Source organism: Burkholderia sp. AU45251 (assembly GCF_030482905.1).
Lineage (GTDB): Bacteria > Pseudomonadota > Gammaproteobacteria > Burkholderiales > Burkholderiaceae > Burkholderia > Burkholderia aenigmatica.
In genome coordinates this window covers 98,993-117,685 of sequence record NZ_JAUJQH010000022.1, presented here as the reverse complement: position 1 = coordinate 117,685, position 18,693 = coordinate 98,993, and the positions used below count along the sequence as shown (strand labels likewise).

The window sequence follows — 18,693 nt, the reverse complement described above, 5'->3', positions numbered from 1 at the left end:
GGCCGAGCGTCCTCGGTATCACATGGGGCGGTCAGGCTGCAAGCACAGCGGTGACGGCCACGAGAGGCTAAGAAAGACTGTCTGCCGCTCGCCGGAACGCGCAGACGTTTTGTTAGAATGGCTCGGAGTATAACATTCCGATTTACGCCTATGAAACCTCATCGCGGCCGCGCGCAGAGCGCTGCGACCCTCGTTGCGACCACCGTCATGGGCGTCGCGCTGACGCTTTTCGCGGCCCCCGCGGCGCATGCGCAGAAGGCCCCGGCCACCGCCGACGGCACGCCCGAAGTCGACGCATCGATCGCCGGCAAGCAGTGGAAGCAGGCGCTCGCGCAGCTCGACGCGCGCATCGCGTCGAACCCGCACGACGTGCAGGCGCAGTTCAAGCGCGGCACCGTGCTGGCCCGCCTGAACCGCGACGACGACGCGATCCAGCAATTCGTCGCGATCACGCAGGCGTACCCCGAACTGCCCGAGCCGTACAACAACCTTGCGGCGCTTTACGCGAAGCATGGCCGTTACGACGAAGCGCGCACCGCGCTCGTCACGGCGACGCAATCGAACCCGAGCTACTCGCTCGCGTACGAGAACCTCGGCGACCTGTATCTGCGCCTCGCGGCCGAGTCGTACAAGCGTGCGCAATCGCTCGGCCGCACGAGCGGGGCGACCGCGCAGCGCCTCGCCGATCTCCAGAAGATCGTGTCGCCGCCGAAGGCCGCGCCGAACGCCCGCGCGGCCGCACCGGCCACGCGCGACTACACCGACCGCGCAGCCGCGAACGTGAGCACCACCACGCTGCCGATGTCGCCGACATTCCAGTTCAGCGGTCCGTCGGGCGCACTGGCGGCGCCGTACGTCGCGCCGTCGCAATAAGCGGCGCGGCCTTCTTTCCCTCCCAACCTGAGGATCGCAATGAAACGTCTGTTGCTGGCGCTTGGCGGCGCCGCCCTTCTCGCGACCGCGACCGCACCTGCGTTCGCGCAATCGGCTACCGCGCACCCCGTCGTGCAGCTGAAGACCTCGCAGGGCGACATCCGCGTCGAGCTCTACCCGGAGAAGGCGCCGAAGTCCGTCGCCAACTTCCTCGATTACGTGAAGGCCGGCCAGTACAACGGCACGATCTTCCATCGCGTGATCAAGGGCTTCATGATCCAGGGCGGCGGCTACAAGACCAACTTCGAGGAGAAGCCGACCCGCGCGCCGATCCCGCTGGAGAGCCGCAATGGTCTGAAGAACCTGACGGGCACGATCGCGATGGCACGCACGAGCGATCCGAACTCGGCCACCGCGCAGTTCTTCATCAACACGGTCGACAACAGCGGCCTCGACTACCCGAACCCGGACGGCAACGGCTATGCGGTGTTCGGCAAGGTCGTGTCGGGTCTCGACGTCGTGAAGAAGATCGAAGGCGTCGCGACGACCTCGCGCGGCCCGATGCAGGACGTGCCCGCGCAACCGATCGTGATCGAATCGGCCAGCGTCGTCTCGAAGTAAGAACCTGCCGGCACGTCCGGCGCCACACGCGGCCGCGTCGCACGACCGGCCGCGTGCCATTTAAACCGCCTTACCGAAGGAATTCATCATGGTTGAACTGCATACGAACCACGGCGTGATCAAGCTCGAGCTCGACGCCGCGAAGGCACCGAAGACGGTCGAAAACTTCCTGAACTACGTGAAGAAGGGCCACTACGACGGCACCGTGTTCCATCGCGTGATCAACGGCTTCATGATCCAGGGCGGCGGCTTCGAGCCGGGCCTGAAGCAGAAGCCGACCGATGCGCCGATCGACAACGAGGCGAACAACGGCCTGAAGAACGACAACTACACGGTCGCGATGGCCCGCACGAACGATCCGCACTCGGCGACCGCCCAGTTCTTCATCAACGTGAACGACAACGACTTCCTGAACCACTCGTCGCCGACGCCGCAGGGCTGGGGCTACGCGGTGTTCGGCAAGGTCGTCGAAGGCCAGGACGTGGTCGACAAGATCAAGGGCGTCAAGACGGGCAACGCTGGTTTCCACCAGGACGTGCCGGCTGACGACGTCGTGATCGAAAAGGCCGTCGTGGTCTGACACGCAGTTACGGAGGCACTTCGATGTTGCAGGAGAGTCCGCCGCGAAGCGTCTCCGCGGGCGTGCCGGGCGAGCGCGAATACGCGCAAGCCGCACGCCCGTTCCTGTTTCTCTCCGATCTGCATCTGAGCGAAGCGATTCCGAAGACGGTCGCCGCGTTCGAGCATTTCGTGAAATACACCGCCGACAGCGCCGACTCGGTGTTCATCCTCGGCGACCTGTTCGAATACTGGATCGGCGACGACATCCTCGACGACGATCCGTTTGCAGCACGCATGGCCGCGCTGATGCACACGTTCTCGGAGCGCGGCATCGCGCTCTACGTGATGCATGGCAACCGCGATTTCCTGCTCGGCCGGCGCTTCATGAAGGCAGCCGGCGCGATGCTGCTGCCCGACCCTTCGCTGATCATGGCGTTCGGCCTGCGCATCGTGCTCGCGCACGGCGACGCGCAATGCACGGCCGACCGCGGCTACCAGCTGTTCCGCCGCTTCGCACGCAACCGCGTCGCGCAATGGTTGTTTCTCGCCTGGCCGTTCCGCTGGCGCCGCGCGCTCGCGCAGCGCATGCGCTCGAACAGCGAAGCGGGCCGGATGCGCCCTGCCTCGGCGATTTACGATGTCACGCGTGAAGGCGTGGCCGCGCTGTTCCGGAAAAGCCGCGCGAGCGTGATCATTCACGGCCACACGCACCGCCCCGCGAGCCACGCCGAACCGGGCGGCATCCGCTGGGTGTTGCCCGACTGGGATCTCGACCACGGCAAGCCGCGTGGCGGCTACCTGCGCGTCGATGCGGAAGGCATCCACGCGATGCCGCTCGACTGACGCCGCGGCTGCCTCACCGACCGGCGGCCGCGGGCATCCGCTGAATTACGCCTCGCGTTCGACCGACTTGCCTTCCAGCACGGCCGACAGCCGGCGCAGATCGAGGCGCGCCGCGTCGGCGCCCTGCAGCGTTTCCAGATGCGTGCCGAGCCGTTCGAGCGCCGCGACGATCTCGTCGACGCGGCGGCTTTCCTTCGCCGCGTGATCGATCAGCCCGTGAATCGCGAGCGACATCGGATCGTCGGCATTCGGCGTGATCCCGTATGCGCAGAACGCCGCGCCTTCGGGCTGCGGCTTCGGCTGTGCCGGCATCACGATGCGCGCCGGATTGCCGACCGCCGTGCCGCCCGCCGGCACCGGCTTCACGACGACCGCGTTCGAACCGATCTTCGCGCCCGCCCCGACGGTGAAACTGCCGAGCACCTTCGCGCCCGCACCGACGATCACGCCGGCTTCGAGCGTCGGGTGGCGCTTGGCGCCGCGCGTAAGCGACGTGCCGCCCAGCGTCACGCCCTGATAGATCGTGCAGTCGTCGCCGACGATCGCCGTCTCGCCGATCACGACACCCATGCCGTGATCGATGAACACGCGCCGGCCGATCGTCGCACCGGGGTGGATTTCGATGCCCGTCAGGAACCGGCCGGCCTGCGACGCGAAACGCGCGAGCCAGTAGCGCTTCACGCGCCAGCATGCGTGCGCGAAACGATGCAGCACGAGCGCATGCAACCCCGGATAACAGGTCAGCACTTCCCATGCACTGCGAGCGGCGGGATCCCGCTCGCGAATCGTTGCAACGTCTTCGCGCAGTCTCGTGAACATGATGTGGTCTGGGAAAAGGCCGGCGCGCATCGCCGGCAATGGCCGGCCGTTATCGCGCCGGGTAATTTACTTATGACGTTCGGCGATTGTAGGGCGGGTCGCGCACGGCCGCACGAGCCCGCGCGTTCACCCCGCCGCCGACGCGGGTATTCAGGCGGAACGCTTGCTGCGGGGGCGTTTGCGGGAGGGTCGACCAGGTGGAGCGATCGGCCGCTGCGACTCCCGCGGACGGCGCAGCACCTGCCCGGCGGGGAGGTTCCCCGCGCGCCGCGACATCCGTCAGCCAGTGCGCCGGCCGCTTACGCGTCGCCGCCCGGCTTGCCCGATTTCAGCAGGATGTGTTTCGCGACGCCGCGCAGGATATTGACCTCCTCGCGCTCGAGGCCCGTGCGCGCGAACAGGCGCCGCAGCCGTGGCATCAGCTTCTTCGGGTTGCGCGGATCGAGGAAATCGAGCGCGATCAGCGCGTTCTCGAGGTGCACGTACATCCGCTCGATCTCGTCGCTCTGCGCAAGCGTGCCGGCTTCGCCCGACGGTTGCGCCGACGGCTCGCTCGCCTGTTCGAGAAACGCGACGCGCAGCTCGTACGCCAGCACCTGCACGGCCTGTGCGAGATTCAGCGAGCTGTAGGCCGGGTTCGCCGGGATATGCGCCAGCGCGCTGCATTGCTCGACATGCTCGTTCGCGAGGCCCGTGCGCTCGTTGCCGAACACGAGCGCGATGTCGCCCGTGCCGACCTGTGCGCACGCCTGCGTGGCAGCCGCACGCGGCGCGAGACGCGGCGGCCCGTATTCGCGCGTGCGCGCGGTCAGCGCAATCGACCAGTGAACACCGGACAGCGCGTCGCCGAGCGTCGGCACGACATGCGCGGACGCGAGGACGTCGTCCGCGCCGCTGGCCATCGCGATCGCCTCGGGATCGCTCTGCACGTGCGGCACGCGCGGCGCGACCAGCACGAGACGCGAAAAACCCATTGTCTTCAGCGCGCGGGCGGCCGCCCCGACATTGCCGGGATGGCTCGGCTCGACGAGCACGAAACGGGTGGACGTGAAGCCGCCGGACGGCGGCCGGGACGAGGCCGCGCCCGGCTCGGACGGCGCGGCGGTGTTCTGCGGAGTTTCCACTACGATACGACTCGGTTCATCAGAATGGCAGTATGGTATCGCCATCGCCGCGGCAAACCCACTCGTCCGGACGGATAGTGGGGGTTTCCCCGTATTCCGGTCGCCTGAAACCGCCGAAAATCGGATAAAATCATGCCTTTACGCGTCGCACTCCGTGCGGCGCGGGTCGTACCCCGTTCTTTGTCAATTCGCGTCTCACCTCGCCTGCCACGTTTGCGCCGTGCCGGGCGGTTGTTCCACTTCGTGGCGGCCCGTGCCGCCGGCTACAGGATCCAGGCTCATGCATCCCATGCTCAACATTGCTGTCAAGGCTGCGCGCCGCGCCGGACAGATCATCAATCGCGCGTCCCTCGATCTCGACCTGATCGAGATCCGCAAGAAGCAGCAGAACGACTTCGTCACCGAAGTGGACAAGGCCGCCGAAGACGCGATCATCGAGACGCTGAAGACCGCCTACCCCGACCACGCGATCCTCGCGGAAGAATCGGGCGAATCGGAGAACGAATCCGAATTCAAGTGGATCATCGATCCGCTCGACGGCACGACCAACTTCATCCACGGCTTCCCGTACTACTGCGTATCGATCGCGCTCGAGCACAAGGGCGTCGTCACGCAGGCAGTCGTCTACGACCCGAACAAGAACGACCTGTTCACGGCCACCCGCGGCCGCGGCGCGTACCTGAACGACCGCCGCATCCGCGTCGGCCGCCGCGACCGCCTGTCGGACGCACTGGTCGGCACGGGCTTCCCGTTCCGCGAAAAGGACGGCCTCGATGCCTACGCGCGCCTCTTCGCCGAAATGACGCAAGCGTGCACGGGCCTGCGCCGCCCGGGCGCCGCGGCACTCGATCTCGCGAACGTCGCGGCCGGCCGCCTCGACGCGTTCTTCGAACAGGGCATCAACGTGTGGGACATGGCAGCGGGCAGCCTGCTGATCACCGAGGCCGGCGGCCTCGTCGGCAACTACACGGGCGACGCCGATTTCCTGCATCGCCATGAAATCGTCGCCGCGAACCCGAAGATCTACGCGCAGATGATCCCGATCCTGAAGGGTTACACCCGCGTGCATCCGGCGGCGGAGTAAGTCCCGGCCGCGCCTGCATGGCGCGGCTTTCGCGCACACCGCTCGCGGGCATCGTCATGACGATGCGTCGTTCGCCTCCCGGTTGCCGGGAGGCGGGACAATCTTCCCGCACAAGGGCCGCTTCGTGCGCCTATCCTGAAGTTGCTTGAGTTGTTCGGGCCGGTCCGCGCACGGTCGCCTGCACCGCTCATCCCGCAATGACAATGAATGGTTTGCGTCCGGCATGCCCGCACGGCGGACAACACCGCCGGCCTGCCCCCGCCCGTATCAACACCGCCACGACGCCGTGGCAATCGCATCCGAGTCCCCATGTTACGGCTAAGCGAAATTAAACTCCCCCTCGACCACCCCGAAAGCGCGCTCGAGGCCGCGATTCGCGAGCGCCTCGCGGAGCTTGGCGTGGCCGCAGACGGGCTTCTCCGTTACACCGTGTTCCGCCGCGCGCACGATGCGCGCAAGCGCGCCGACATCAAGCTCACGTATATCGTCGATGTCGAAGTGACGGACGAAGCGGCCGCGATCAAGCGCCTCGCCGGCCAGCCGCATTGCGGCGTGACGCCCGACATGGCGTACCACTTCGTCACGAAAGCGCCCGAGCACGGTAATTTCCTGCGCCCGGTCGTGATCGGCATGGGGCCGTGCGGCCTATTCGCGGGGCTGATCCTCGCGCAGATGGGCTTCCGCCCGATCATCCTCGAACGCGGCAAGGCCGTGCGCGAACGCACCAAGGACACGTTCGGGCTGTGGCGCAAGAGTGTGCTCAACCCCGAATCCAACGTGCAGTTCGGCGAAGGCGGGGCCGGGACTTTTTCCGACGGCAAGCTGTACAGCCAGATCAAGGATCCGAACCACTACGGCCGCAAGGTACTGGACGAATTCGTCAAGGCAGGCGCACCGGAAGACATCCTGTACCTGAGCCGGCCGCACATCGGCACGTTCCGTCTCGTCAGCATGGTGGAAAAGATGCGTGCGTCCATCCACGAACTGGGTGGTGAAGTGCGTTTCGAAACGCGGGTCGAGGACATCGAGATCGATCAGGGCAAGGTGCGCTCGCTGACGCTCTCTAACGGCGAAACGCTGCGGTGCGACCACGTGGTGCTGGCCGTGGGCCACAGCGCGCGCGACACCTTCCAGATGCTGCACGATCGCGGCGTGTACATCGAAGCCAAGCCGTTCTCGCTGGGCTTTCGTATCGAACATCCGCAGGGGCTGATCGATCGCAGCCGCTTCGGCAAGTTCGCGGGCCACAAGCAGCTCGGCGCGGCCGACTACAAGGTGGTCCACCACTGCAGCAATGGCCGCGCCGTCTACAGCTTCTGCATGTGCCCGGGCGGCACGGTGGTCGCGGCCACCTCCGAGCCGGGCCGCGTGGTCACCAACGGGATGAGCCAGTATTCGCGGGCCGAGCGCAACGCGAATGCGGGGATCGTCGTCGGCATCACGCCGGACGACTACCCCGGCGGCCCGCTGGCCGGCATCGCGTTCCAGCGCAAATGGGAAGAGCGCGCGTTCGAACTCGGCGGCGGCGATTACCGCGCGCCGGGCCAGCTGGTCGGCGACTTCATCGCCGGCCGGCCGTCGACGTCGCTCGGCTCCGTGGAGCCGTCGTACAAGCCGGGCGTGAACCCGACCGATCTGAGCACCGCGCTGCCGGACTACGTGATCGAAGCGATCCGCGAAGCCCTGCCCCAGATCGACAAGAAGATCGCCGGCTTCGCGATGCACGATGCGGTGCTCACCGGTGTCGAGACGCGCACTTCGTCACCGATCCGGATTCGACGCAAGGACGATTACCAGAGCATGAACGTCGAAGGCCTGTATCCGGCGGGTGAAGGTGCGGGGTATGCCGGCGGCATCTATTCGGCAGCCATCGACGGCATCGAAGTCGCGCAGGCGGTGGCGCTCAGCATGACGTCGGCGCAAACGGCCTGAGGTGCCGGACAGGGTCGGCGCGCGGCGGTTCGCGCGCCGAGTCAGACGGGCCTCAGCAGGCCACGCCCGGACGATGCAGCCGTACCTGTACCTTGCCCGACAAGGTATGGCCCTGAACCTGCGCTCGCCCTTTCGGGATCGGCTGTTGCTAGCCAACAGCCGCGTCACCTGAGTGACCGAAAAACTCCCGGTGCATTTTCGGGAAGGCGGCAGGAACCGGCCCGCTTTGTAGCCACTTCAGAACGGCCTGACCGCAATCGATCTCGTTTGCCGACGACGTATCCACGACGTGATCGTAGTGGCGGCCGGCATGAATCGAGTCGTATTGAGACTCGGCCAGTCCGATCTTGCGATCACCACGAATACGCTCGCGATCGATCAGCACGTCGAGCGCACAAAAAACGCCGACGATGAATACCGGCAGGCCGACAAGATCTTCAAGCATGTAGCGCCACGCGTCGGTCGACAGGACATGATCGACGATCACCGGCTGGCCGTGCCTGGAAAAGGTGGCCGCGGTGGCGTTGATCGCCCTGCACAGCGCGGCCACACGAATCTGCACCAACGGCTTCTCGACCGCCCAATAGTTGGGCGGCTCCATGTTTCGAAATACATCCAGCTCGACGTGCAAATGATGCTCGTCCAGGTTCTCGCACAGAAACCTGGACAGCGTGCTTTTGCCGGCGCTGCTCGGGCCGTTGAGCACGACGATCGCCCCGAGGCGGGGTTCCGGCATTTCAGTGGTTCGCATTGGGGTACCCATCGATGGCGTGCCGACGCAAGACGCAATTGTTGACGAAGTGAACCATGATGTCGAACCGCTATCCGCAGCCGACAGCTGCCGCTCGTCGTCACGGACAACTGGCCAAACAGCCAACTTCGCGCGTGTACATCGAAGCCACTGGTAAACTCGGGCAACCAAAGCAACAACTTCACGCCTGACTTATGACCACGCTGTCGCCCGACGCCTTCGCCGGCCACACTCCAATGATGCAGCAGTACCTGCGCATCAAGGCCGACCATCCCGACACGCTTGTCTTCTACCGGATGGGCGACTTCTACGAACTGTTCTTCGAAGACGCGGAGAAAGCCGCACGCCTGCTCGACCTGACCCTCACGCAACGCGGCGCATCGGCCGGCACGCCGATCAAGATGGCGGGCGTACCGCATCACGCAGTCGAGCAGTATCTCGCCAAGCTCGTGAAGATGGGCGAATCGGTCGCGATCTGCGAGCAGATCGGCGATCCGGCCACGTCGAAGGGCCCCGTCGAGCGCAAGGTCGTGCGGGTCGTCACGCCCGGCACGCTGACCGATGCCGCGCTGCTGTCCGACAAGAACGACGTCTACCTGCTTGCGATGTGCACGGGCCACAACAAGCGCGGCGTCGCGGTCAATGTCGGCCTCGCGTGGCTGAACCTCGCCAGCGGCGCGCTGCGGCTTGCCGAAATCGAACCCGAACAGCTCGCTGCCGCGCTCGAGCGCATCCGGCCGGCCGAGATCCTGACGCCGGACGGCGCGACCGATGCCGTACCCGCAGGCGCGGGCGCAAGCAAGCGCGTACCGGCATGGCACTTCGACATCGCATCGGGCACGCAACGCCTGTGCGACCAGCTCGACGTCGCGAGCCTCGACGGTTTCGGCGCGCATTCGCTGACGAGCGCATGCGGCGCGGCCGGCGCGCTGCTGCTCTATGCGGCGGCCACGCAGGGCCAGCAGCTGCGGCACGTGCGCAGCCTGAAGGTCGAGAACGAAACCGAGTACATCGGGCTCGATCCGGCCACGCGCCGGAACCTCGAACTGACCGAGACGTTGCGCGGCACCGAGTCGCCAACCCTGTATTCGCTGCTCGACACCTGCTGCACGACGATGGGCAGCCGCCTGCTGCGCCACTGGCTGCATCACCCGCCGCGCGCGTCGGTCGCCGCGCAGTCGCGCCAGCAGGCGATCGGCGCGCTGCTCGATGCACCGGCAAACGCAAGCCTCGACGCGCTGCGCAGCGCGCTGCGCCAGATCGCCGACGTCGAACGGATCACCGGGCGCCTCGCGTTGCTGTCCGCACGCCCGCGCGACCTGTCGAGCCTGCGCGACACGTTCGCCGCGCTGCCGGCACTGCGTGAGCGCATCAGCGCGATCGTCGCCAATGCAGACGCACTCACCCGCGTCGATGCAGCACTCGCACCGCCCGCCGAATGCCTCGACCTGCTGACGAGCGCCGTTGCGCCGGAGCCGGCCGCGATGGTGCGCGACGGCGGCGTCATCGCGCGCGGCTACGACGCCGAGCTCGACGAGCTGCGCGACATCTCGGAGAACTGCGGGCAGTTCCTGATCGATCTCGAGGCGCGCGAGCGCACGCGCACCGGCATCGCAAACCTGCGCGTCGAGTACAACAAGGTGCACGGCTTCTACATCGAGGTCACGCGCGGCCAGACCGACAAGGTGCCCGACGACTACCGCCGCCGCCAGACGCTGAAGAATGCCGAGCGCTACATCACGCCCGAGCTGAAGACCTTCGAGGACAAGGCACTGTCGGCCCAGGAACGCGCACTTGCACGCGAGCGCGCGCTATACGACGCGGTGCTGCAGGCACTGCTGCCGTTCATCCCCGAGTGCCAGCGCGTCGCGTCGGCGCTCGCCGAACTCGACCTGCTCGCCGCATTCGCCGAACGCGCCCGCGCGCTCGACTGGGTCGCGCCGACTTTCACCGACGAGATCGGCATCGAAATCGAACAGGGCCGCCACCCGGTCGTCGAAGCGCAGGTCGAACAGTTCATCGCGAACGACTGTCGCTTCGGCACCGAGCGCAAGCTGCTGCTGATCACCGGCCCGAACATGGGCGGTAAGTCGACGTTCATGCGGCAGACCGCGTTGATCGCGCTGATGGCTTATGTCGGCAGCTACGTGCCGGCCAAGTCGGCATGCTTCGGCCCGATCGACCGGATCTTCACGCGCATCGGCGCGGCGGACGATCTCGCAGGCGGCCGCTCGACGTTCATGGTCGAGATGACCGAAGCCGCTGCGATCCTCAACGACGCGACGCCGCAAAGCCTCGTGCTGATGGACGAAATCGGCCGCGGCACGTCGACATTCGACGGCCTCGCGCTCGCGTGGGCCATTGCGCGCCACCTGCTGGCGCACAACACGTGCTACACGCTGTTCGCGACGCACTACTTCGAGCTGACGCAACTGCCGGCCGAATTCCCGCAAGCGGCCAACGTCCACCTGTCGGCCGTCGAGCACGGCCACGGCATCGTGTTCCTGCACGCGGTCAACGAAGGCCCGGCCAACCAGAGTTACGGCCTGCAGGTCGCGCAGCTCGCAGGCGTTCCGGCGCCCGTGATCCGCGCCGCGCGCAAGCACCTCGCTTATCTCGAACAACAGTCGGCGTCGCAGCACACGCCGCAGCTCGACCTGTTCAGCGCGCCGCCGGTAGCCGCCGACGATCTCGAATGCGTAGACGCGCCTGCGCTGCCCGACACACCGCATCCGGCGCTCGAAAAACTCCGCGACATCGATCCCGACGATCTGAAGCCGCGCGAGGCGCTCGACCTGCTGTACGAACTGCGCACGCTGGTCCGGTCGCACGATGCCGACGGGCACGCGTAAGCGCATCCCGCGCGGCCTGCCGGCTCGCACCGCCGCCGCGCTCGTCGCCGCCGTGCTCGCGCTCGCGCAGGCCGCCGCACTGGCGGCGCCGCCGAAGCGCAGCACCGCGCCCTACTCGTTCGCGGTCGTGTCGGGCGTGATCAACACCCCGGCGGACGAGCCGGCCGCCCAGCGGCTGCTCGATGCGATCGCGCGCGAGCGCAACCTCGCGTTCGTCGTCTATGCGGGCGATCTCAAGGGTTCGAAGGAAGCGTGCCGCGATGCACTGTATTCGCAGCGCGGCGCGATCCTGGATGCGGCACGCGTACCGCTCGTGTTCATTCCCGGCCACGACGACTGGGCAACGTGCAACACCGCGGCCGGCGGCGGCTACGATCCGGTCGAGCGGCTCGACTTCCTGCGGCAGACGCTGCTCGCCGATTCGGCGCTGCCCGACCCCGGCGCGCTGCAGATCACGCGGGAAAGCGAAGTCGCTCGGTTCCGGCCGTATCGGGAGAATGCACGCTGGATGCGCGACGACATCGTCTACGTCGCGCTCAACGCGCCGGCGCCGAACAACCACTACCTGACGGCCGGCGGCCGCAACGGCGAGTTCGAGGATCGCATCATCGCGAACGGTTTCTGGATCGACCACTCGGCCGAATACGCGAAGCGGCGCGAGGCACGTGCGATGGTGGTGATATTCGAAGGCGATCCGCAATTCGAACGCTATGAACGCGCGGAACGCTTCGCATGGCTGCGTTTCAACCGGCCGCGCGTACGCGACGGCTTCCGTGAGTTGAAACGAACGCTGGTGAAGGCGGCGGCGACGTTCCGCGGCCCGATACTCGTGATGCACGCGAGCGGCGAACCGCTAGCGAACGGCTTTCTGATCGACCGCCCGCTGCGTGCGGACGACGGTGAACTGATCGGGAACGTGACGCGCGTCGCGATCGGACCGCGCCATCCGACGAATCAGTGGGTCAAGGTGAGCGTGTCGCCGGCACGGCAGACGATCTTCAACCTGAGCCTGCAGGAGGTGCCGAAGAACCTGCCCGTGCCGCCCGCGCTGCCGCTCGTGCCGCGCGACGACGTCCCGCTGCCGCAGATGCCGGAAATCCCCGCATTGCCGGCGCTGCCCGACTCGTCGTCGGTCGCGCCGCCACTGCAGGGCGACGGCGCCGCCCCGGGCGGCGCGTCGTGGCCTGCGCCCGCCCCTGCATCGGGGCCGGCGCCCGGCCTGCCTGCGAGCTCAGTGCAGGGTACGCCCTGACGGTGCTTCGCCGTCTTCGTCTTCGTCCTCGTCGACGATCTCGAGCCCTTCCGCGCCATGCGCGTGTTCATGCTCGATTTCGTCTTCGGTGGCTTCGCGAACGTCCTTCACGGTGAGCGCGAAACGCAGCGCCATGCCTGCCAGCGGGTGGTTGCCGTCGAGCACGACCTTGTCTTCGGCGATGTCGGTGACCGTGTAGATCAGCGAATCGACTTCCTCGTCGCCGTCTTCCGGCGTGCCTTCGAACTGCATGCCCACTTCGAGCGGCTCGGGAAAACGATCGCGCGGCTCGATCTTCACGAGTTCGGGATCGTAGTCGCCGAACGCGTCCTGCGGCTCGAGCTGAACCTGTGCCTCGTAGCCCGGCTCGTGCCCGTCGAGCTGTTCCTCGATCTTGGGGAACGTGCCATCATAGCCGCCGTGCAGATAGACCATCGGCTCGTCGCTTTCCTCGATCAGATTGCCCTGTGCATCCGACAGCTTGTAAGTGACCGACACGACGGTGTTTTTTGCGATTTTCATCCAATTCTCCCAAATACAACTCTCATTATACGATGCGCAACCGGTCTCAAGCCGAACCGCGGGATGCCGCTACCGCCCCGCTCGGCGCGCCGCCCTCCGATCTTCCCACACCGCTGCTCGGCGGTCTTACGCCGGCGCAATTCATGCGCCGCTACTGGCAGAAGAAGCCGCTGCTGATCCGCCAGGCGATCCCCGGCGTCGCTTCACCGGTCTCGCGCGACGCGCTGTTCGAGCTCGCCGCCGACTATGACGCGGAATCGAGACTGATCACCCATTTTCGTAACAAGTGGCAACTGGCGCACGGTCCGTTCGAACCCGGCTCGCTGCCGGCCACCACGCGCAAGGCCTGGACCCTGCTCGTACAGGGGCTCGACCTCCACGTCGATGCGGCGCGCGCGCTGCTCGACCGCTTCCGCTTCATCCCGGACGCGCGCCTGGACGACCTGATGATCTCGTATGCGACGGACGGCGGCGGCGTCGGCCCGCACTTCGATTCGTACGACGTCTTCCTGCTGCAGGTCGAAGGCCGGCGCCGCTGGCGCGTCGGTGCGCAGAAGGACCTGTCGCTGCAGCCGGACGTGCCGCTGAAGATCCTCGAGAACTTCGAACCGAGCGACGAATGGGTGCTGGAGCCCGGCGACATGCTGTACCTGCCGCCGCACATTGCGCACGACGGCGTGGCCGAAGGCGAATGCATGACCTGCTCGATCGGGTTCCGGGCCCCGTCCGCCGGCGAGCTGGGCGCCCAGTTCCTGTACTATCTCGCGGAGCGTGGCGGCCTGCGCGACGCGTGTGGCGACGATCTCTACCGCGATCCGAAGCAGCCAGCCGTCGACGCGCCCGCGCAACTGCCTCCGGCGATGGTCGAGCGCGTGGCCGAGATCGTCGATGCGATCCGCTGGCGCAAACGCGACGTCGCCGAATTCCTCGGCTGCTACCTGAGCGAACCCAAGCCGAACGTCGTTTTCGACCCGCCGGCACGCCCGCTGTCCGAGGCCGCGTTCGTCACGCAAGCGTCACGCCGCGGCGTGTGTCTCGACAGAAAGGCCGCATTGATGTATAACGCGCGCTCGTACTTCATAAATGGCGAGGAAGGACCGCTCGAGCAAGCCAGCGAATGGCTGCCCGAACTGGCCAATCAACGCCAAATGGAGGCGAAACGGTTTGTAACACTATCCCGGGTTCCCTCAATGACAGCCTTGTTGCACGAGTGGTATCGTGCGGGCTGGATACGGGTCGGAAACCGGAATTAGTGTGAGTCGCCCCGTATGCCCGTACAGATCAAATTCTGTATGGGAAAGACAACGTATTGACCCCGCATTTGTCGACGGTCGATAGGAAAGTGCATATAATTTCCGCCCAAGCCGTAGGGAAGATTCACGCTCTAGAAGTGCATCTCCACCAGCGGCCCAGGTCGGTGTTGGAGCACATTACCGGTATTGTTTCGCGCTGTTGCTTACCTTTAACCATAAAAGGACGTGATCATGAAGAAATCCCTCCTCGTAGCTTCCCTGTTGGCTGCTGTTGCACTGGCTGCTTGCAACAAGAGCGCTGATCAAGCTGCTTCGTCGGCTGCAAGCGACGCAGCTGCTGCTGCTTCGACGGCTGCTTCGGCAGTTGCCGGTGCTGCGAGCGACGCTACGGCCGCTGCTTCGTCGGCAACGGCTGCTGCGAGCGACGCTGCTGCTGCAGTGGCGTCGGCTGCTTCGGCAGCGACGGCTGCTCCGGCTTCGGGCGCAAGCCAGTAAGCCTCAGCGTCAGCTGAAAAAAAACCGGCCCGAGGGCCGGTTTTTTTACGTCTGCCGTTTTCGCGCGTGTCGCCCGGCGTCGCACCGGGCCGCTGCAGCGGCCCTGCCCCGCTCATCCGAGCGTGAGCCAGTCGAAGCCCGCGTCCTGCGTGGCCACGATCACGTCCTCCCCGCTCGTCCCCAGTACCCCGCCAAACGCCTGGCGGACCAGCTCCGGCAGGTTGTTCTGCTGGCTCAGGTGCGCCGCGACCAGGTGCTGGAGGCGGCTGCGTTCGAGCGACGCGAGGATATCCGCCGCGGCGTCGTTGCTCAGGTGGCCGTGGTTGCCGCCGATGCGCGCCTTCAGCGACTGCGGATAGCGGCTCCCGGCCAGCATCGCGGTGTCGTGGTTGGATTCGAGCACCAGCGCGTCACAACCGCTCAGGACGGCCGTGATATGCGGCGTGGCCATCCCGACGTCCGTCAGCACGCCGAGCCGGCTGGAGCCGTCCATAAAGACGAACTGGAGCGGTTCGCGCGCATCGTGAGGGACCGTATAGGGCATCACGGCCAGATCGCGGATCGCGGCCGTCTCGTCGCCCCACAGCACGTGGAGATCGACGTCGGCCTCGTCCGCGCCGACCGCGCGCGCGGTACCCCAGCTCATGTAGAGCGGCAGCGATGCGCGGCGGGCGAGCGTCAGCGCACTGCCGACGTGGTCGCTGTGTTCATGGGTTATGAGGATCGCATCGAGATCGCCGATGCAGAGATTGAGTCGGCCGAGCCGGCGCTCGACCTCCTTGGCAGAAAAGCCACAGTCGAGCAGCACGCGGGTGGTCGTCGTGCCGCTCGAGGCCTCGACGACCAGCGCGTTGCCTTCGCTGCCGCTTCCGAGGCTGGCGAATCGCACGCGCTCAGTTCAGCTGCGCGTGGAGCAGCGAAATGATCCGCTGCGCGTCCGACGAGTTGTCGACCTGGCCGTTTGCACCGACCACCGCGACCTGCGTGCTGCCATTGCCCTGCGCGCGCACGTTGACCATGAATTCCTTGCCCGGCTTCGCGGCCGACGGACCGCCGTAGAACAGTTTGCCGAACAGGCCGTCGCGCTTGAGTTCTTCCATCGTGTTCGCATAGCGCACGGTGTACACACCCTTCTCGCGATCGCGATTGTCGACTGCGAAGTTGGTGCGGTCGAGCGCCAGGCCCACACGCAGCCATGCGCGGTCGAACGACTCGGCCAGCTGCAGCGTTGCGCCGCCGCTGCTCGTGTCGCTGACCTGCGCCGGTGCCGTCGCGGGACGCGCATCGGTCAGCAGTTGCTTCGCCTGCGTATCGGTCAGGCCGAACTTCTGCATCAGCTTCGACAGGAACACTGCTTCGAGCACCGGGTTACGCGGACGCTCTTCCCAGCGCGACGACGTGCCGCCCTGCGGGCCGACCATCATTTCCTCCATCGCGCTGTGCGTGATCGAGATGTCGGTGTTGCCGTCCGACGTGCGGTTCACGAGCGTACGGAAGCGGTCGCGCGTGCCGGACGAGTATGCGAAATCGATGACCTTGCCGATCGTGCGACGGAACCAGTCGTCCGGGATGTTCGCGCGGTTTTCGGCCCAGTCGGTGGCCATGATGCCCGTCGACGGTGCATCGGTCTTCAGCGAGAAGCCGTTCTCCTGCCAGAACTCCTTCAGGATCGGCCACAGCTGCTCGGGCGTGCGACCATCGACGACGAGCCAGCGGCGGTCGCCGTCGCGCTCGATGTGCATGCCGAGCGGATCCTGCGCGCTCGGGATGCCGTCGGTCGCGTTGCCAGCCTGCGTCGTGACCCGCGGCGGCAGCGTGCCGAGGCCGGCGTTGCTCGGCGGCGCGACGAACTGCTGCGTCGTCGGCACCGGCTTCAGGTCGCTCGGCACCGCGAGCGGCGGCGCCGACCCGGTGTTCTTGTAGTTGACCCGGTCGGGGGCCAGATAGTCGTTCAGCGTATCGCAGCCGGCGAGCGCGCCCAGCGCCAGCGCCATCACCGACATCTGGATGGCGCGAGAGGAAAAGGCGAAACGTTTCATGAAATCCTTCGTCTTGCTAGAACGCTCGTCAGGAGCGGCGCCGGACGGAGCCGGCCGGTGCGGGTTGATCAGGGTTCGAGCCGGCGGCCGCAGGACGCGGCCGCCTCGGCATCAGGCGAGGACGCCGGCCTCGACAAGGGCCGATCGCACGGCTTCGTGGCAGCGCTCGTCGAGCGCCGTGAGCGGCAGCCGGATACCGCCCTGCATCTTGCCCATCGCCTGCAGCGCCCACTTCACCGGAATCGGGTTCGCCTCGATGAACAGGTTCTTGTGCAGCGACAGCAGCTTCATGTGCAGCGCGCGAGCCGTCTCTACGTCGCCGGCCAGCGCCGCACGGCACAGGTCGCTCATCGCGCGCGGTGCGACGTTCGCCGTCACCGAGATGTTGCCGTGGCCGCCGAGCAGCATCAGCGCGATCGCGGTCGGATCGTCGCCGCTATAGATCGCGAAATGCTTCGGCGCGGCCTTGATCAGGTGCGCGGCGCGATCGATGTTGCCGGTCGCTTCCTTCACGCCGATGATGCCCGGCACCTGCGCGAGGCGCAGCGTCGTCTCGTTCGCCATGTCGGCGACCGTGCGGCCCGGCACGTTGTACAGGATCACCGGCAGGTCGACCGCTTCGGCGATCGTCTTGAAGTGGCGGTACATGCCTTCCTGCGTCGGCTTGTTGTAGTACGGCACGACCTGCAGCGTCGCGTCCGCGCCGACCGCCTTCGCTTGCTTCGTCAGTTCGATCGCCTCGGCGGTCGAGTTGCCGCCCGCGCCCGCGATGATCGGGATGCGTTTCGCCGCATGCTCGACCGCCGTGCGGATCATCAGGATGTGCTCTTCGACGTTGAGCGTTGCCGACTCGCCGCTCGTACCGACCACGACCAGCGCATCGGTGCCTTCCGCGATATGCCAGTCGATCAGTTTGCGAAACGCCGGCAGGTCGAGACTGCCGTCTTCGAGCATCGGGGTGACGATCGCGGGGATGCTGCCGCGGATTTGAATGCCGTCTTGGGTGCCGTTAGCCATGAAACGCGAGAGATTATGTACCGGTAAACGTTGAGATTGTAGCGGATTAGCCGGGCAGTTCGTAACGTGGAATTCCCGCCCCCGCCTTCGGGGTCGCGCCCTCGCGCATTGCGCAGAGACGCTGGACGAACGCCTCGCGCGGCGCGGCGACGAACCCGTCCTCGTACGCGACCACCCGCAGGCGGCCGTGCACGGCGTCCAGCAGCTCGCCCGGGGCGAGCAGGAACGCGGGGTTGGACGGTTTCCCGACCGTTTCGTTTCCTTGCGCGAAGGTTTCGTAGATGAGCACGCCGCCCGGCGCCACCGCATCGAGCAGATGGGGCCAGAGCGGACGATGCAGATAATTCGTGACGATCACCGCCGAAAACGGCTCGCCGGCCGGCAACGGCCACGGCGCGCCTTCGAGATCGGCGTCGCGGGCATCGACGCCCGGGATCGCCCGCAACGCGGCCAGCGCGGCCGGGTCGCGGTCGAGTGCGACGACCGGATGCCCGTGCGACGCGAACCAGCGCGCATGGCGGCCGCCGCCCGCAGCGACATCCAGCACCGCGCCGCCTGGCGGCACGAGCCGCGACCATTGCGCGACCCAGCGCGACGGCTCGGCCTGGGCGACGTGGCCGCCCGCGGCGGCGATGACGGATGCGCTCATGCGGTC

At 66.7% G+C, this 18,693-nt stretch carries 18 protein-coding genes; 10 read left to right on the top strand and 8 right to left on the bottom strand.

The features are described from left to right. The first annotated feature begins 150 nt into the window (after positions 1 to 150). The 4 genes from QZM67_RS30985 (at position 151) to QZM67_RS30970 (ending at position 2,898) form a co-directional block, all read left to right on the top strand. Entirely contained in the window at positions 151 to 873 is a 723-nt protein-coding gene (locus tag QZM67_RS30985; protein ID WP_043189133.1) for a tetratricopeptide repeat protein, read from the top strand. A 39-nt stretch (positions 874 to 912) separates the two neighbouring features. Next, a complete protein-coding gene (locus tag QZM67_RS30980; protein ID WP_021162660.1) occupies positions 913 to 1,494 on the top strand; it encodes a peptidylprolyl isomerase in 582 nt (193 codons plus the stop codon). A gap of 88 nt (positions 1,495 to 1,582) precedes the next feature. Beyond that, the gene (locus QZM67_RS30975; protein WP_011352518.1) at positions 1,583 to 2,074 is read left to right on the top strand and encodes a peptidylprolyl isomerase; all 492 of its coding nucleotides are present in this window, start codon (positions 1,583 to 1,585) and stop codon (positions 2,072 to 2,074) included. A 23-nt stretch (positions 2,075 to 2,097) separates the two neighbouring features. Then, positions 2,098 to 2,898 carry a UDP-2,3-diacylglucosamine diphosphatase gene (locus QZM67_RS30970; protein ID WP_301809112.1) on the top strand — a complete coding sequence of 267 codons (801 nt, stop codon included), beginning with the start codon at positions 2,098 to 2,100 and terminating at the stop codon, positions 2,896 to 2,898. 45 nt (positions 2,899 to 2,943) lie between these two features. On the opposite strand, the gene cysE is transcribed toward QZM67_RS30970, so the two are convergent. Together cysE and QZM67_RS30960 are read right to left on the bottom strand one after the other, a co-directional pair. Continuing rightward, the gene (gene cysE, locus QZM67_RS30965; protein WP_301809110.1) at positions 2,944 to 3,747 is read right to left on the bottom strand and encodes a serine O-acetyltransferase; all 804 of its coding nucleotides are present in this window, start codon (positions 3,745 to 3,747) and stop codon (positions 2,944 to 2,946) included. Positions 3,748 to 4,016: 269 nt separating this feature from the next. After that, the gene (locus tag QZM67_RS30960) at positions 4,017 to 4,841 is read right to left on the bottom strand and encodes an RNA methyltransferase (protein WP_089450871.1); all 825 of its coding nucleotides are present in this window, start codon (positions 4,839 to 4,841) and stop codon (positions 4,017 to 4,019) included. A 280-nt stretch (positions 4,842 to 5,121) separates the two neighbouring features. Between QZM67_RS30960 and QZM67_RS30955 the strand changes: the two genes are divergently transcribed. Then, positions 5,122 to 5,925: an inositol monophosphatase family protein gene (locus QZM67_RS30955; protein WP_175024130.1), complete on the top strand. Its 804-nt coding sequence runs from the start codon at positions 5,122 to 5,124 to the stop codon at positions 5,923 to 5,925. Positions 5,926 to 6,234: 309 nt separating this feature from the next. Beyond that, positions 6,235 to 7,857 (top strand): NAD(P)/FAD-dependent oxidoreductase, encoded by a 1,623-nt coding sequence (locus tag QZM67_RS30950; protein WP_175024129.1) that lies wholly within the window; start codon positions 6,235 to 6,237, stop codon positions 7,855 to 7,857. Between the two features lie 148 nt (positions 7,858 to 8,005). On the opposite strand, the gene QZM67_RS30945 is transcribed toward QZM67_RS30950, so the two are convergent. Then, positions 8,006 to 8,608 (bottom strand): chloramphenicol phosphotransferase CPT family protein, encoded by a 603-nt coding sequence (locus QZM67_RS30945; protein ID WP_301809107.1) that lies wholly within the window; start codon positions 8,606 to 8,608, stop codon positions 8,006 to 8,008. 194 nt (positions 8,609 to 8,802) lie between these two features. Between QZM67_RS30945 and mutS the strand changes: the two genes are divergently transcribed. Continuing rightward, positions 8,803 to 11,460, top strand: a complete 2,658-nt coding sequence (mutS, locus tag QZM67_RS30940; protein WP_301809105.1) for a DNA mismatch repair protein MutS — start codon at positions 8,803 to 8,805, stop codon at positions 11,458 to 11,460. Next, positions 11,441 to 12,712, top strand: a complete 1,272-nt coding sequence (locus tag QZM67_RS30935; protein ID WP_301809102.1) for a hypothetical protein — start codon at positions 11,441 to 11,443, stop codon at positions 12,710 to 12,712. Before mutS ends, QZM67_RS30935 begins: the two co-directional genes overlap by 20 nt. Here QZM67_RS30935 and QZM67_RS30930 read toward each other — a convergent pair. After that, positions 12,692 to 13,234, bottom strand: coding sequence for a peptidylprolyl isomerase (locus tag QZM67_RS30930; protein WP_027786990.1), 543 nt, complete (start codon positions 13,232 to 13,234; stop codon positions 12,692 to 12,694). The two genes, QZM67_RS30935 and QZM67_RS30930, sit on opposite strands and share 21 nt — an antisense overlap. A gap of 32 nt (positions 13,235 to 13,266) precedes the next feature. On the opposite strand from QZM67_RS30930, the gene QZM67_RS30925 reads away from it, so the two are divergent. Both QZM67_RS30925 and QZM67_RS39970 read left to right on the top strand, forming a co-directional pair. Beyond that, the gene (locus tag QZM67_RS30925) at positions 13,267 to 14,487 is read left to right on the top strand and encodes a cupin domain-containing protein (protein WP_301809098.1); all 1,221 of its coding nucleotides are present in this window, start codon (positions 13,267 to 13,269) and stop codon (positions 14,485 to 14,487) included. A 56-nt stretch (positions 14,488 to 14,543) separates the two neighbouring features. Further along, positions 14,544 to 14,789: a hypothetical protein gene (locus tag QZM67_RS39970; RefSeq protein ID WP_075122947.1), complete on the top strand. Its 246-nt coding sequence runs from the start codon at positions 14,544 to 14,546 to the stop codon at positions 14,787 to 14,789. 305 nt (positions 14,790 to 15,094) lie between these two features. Here QZM67_RS39970 and QZM67_RS30920 read toward each other — a convergent pair whose 3' ends face one another. The 4 genes from QZM67_RS30920 to QZM67_RS30905 form a co-directional block, all read right to left on the bottom strand. Then, positions 15,095 to 15,871, bottom strand: coding sequence for an MBL fold metallo-hydrolase (locus QZM67_RS30920; protein WP_043190279.1), 777 nt, complete (start codon positions 15,869 to 15,871; stop codon positions 15,095 to 15,097). Positions 15,872 to 15,875: 4 nt separating this feature from the next. After that, complete coding sequence (bamC, locus tag QZM67_RS30915) at positions 15,876 to 17,021, bottom strand: outer membrane protein assembly factor BamC (RefSeq protein ID WP_301809093.1); 1,146 nt, start codon at positions 17,019 to 17,021, stop codon at positions 15,876 to 15,878. Between the two features lie 111 nt (positions 17,022 to 17,132). Beyond that, positions 17,133 to 18,038: a 4-hydroxy-tetrahydrodipicolinate synthase gene (dapA, locus tag QZM67_RS30910; protein WP_043190283.1), complete on the bottom strand. Its 906-nt coding sequence runs from the start codon at positions 18,036 to 18,038 to the stop codon at positions 17,133 to 17,135. Between the two features lie 46 nt (positions 18,039 to 18,084). Then, the gene (locus QZM67_RS30905) at positions 18,085 to 18,687 is read right to left on the bottom strand and encodes a bifunctional 2-polyprenyl-6-hydroxyphenol methylase/3-demethylubiquinol 3-O-methyltransferase UbiG (protein WP_175024124.1); all 603 of its coding nucleotides are present in this window, start codon (positions 18,685 to 18,687) and stop codon (positions 18,085 to 18,087) included. Between the last annotated feature and the right edge of the window lie 6 nt (positions 18,688 to 18,693).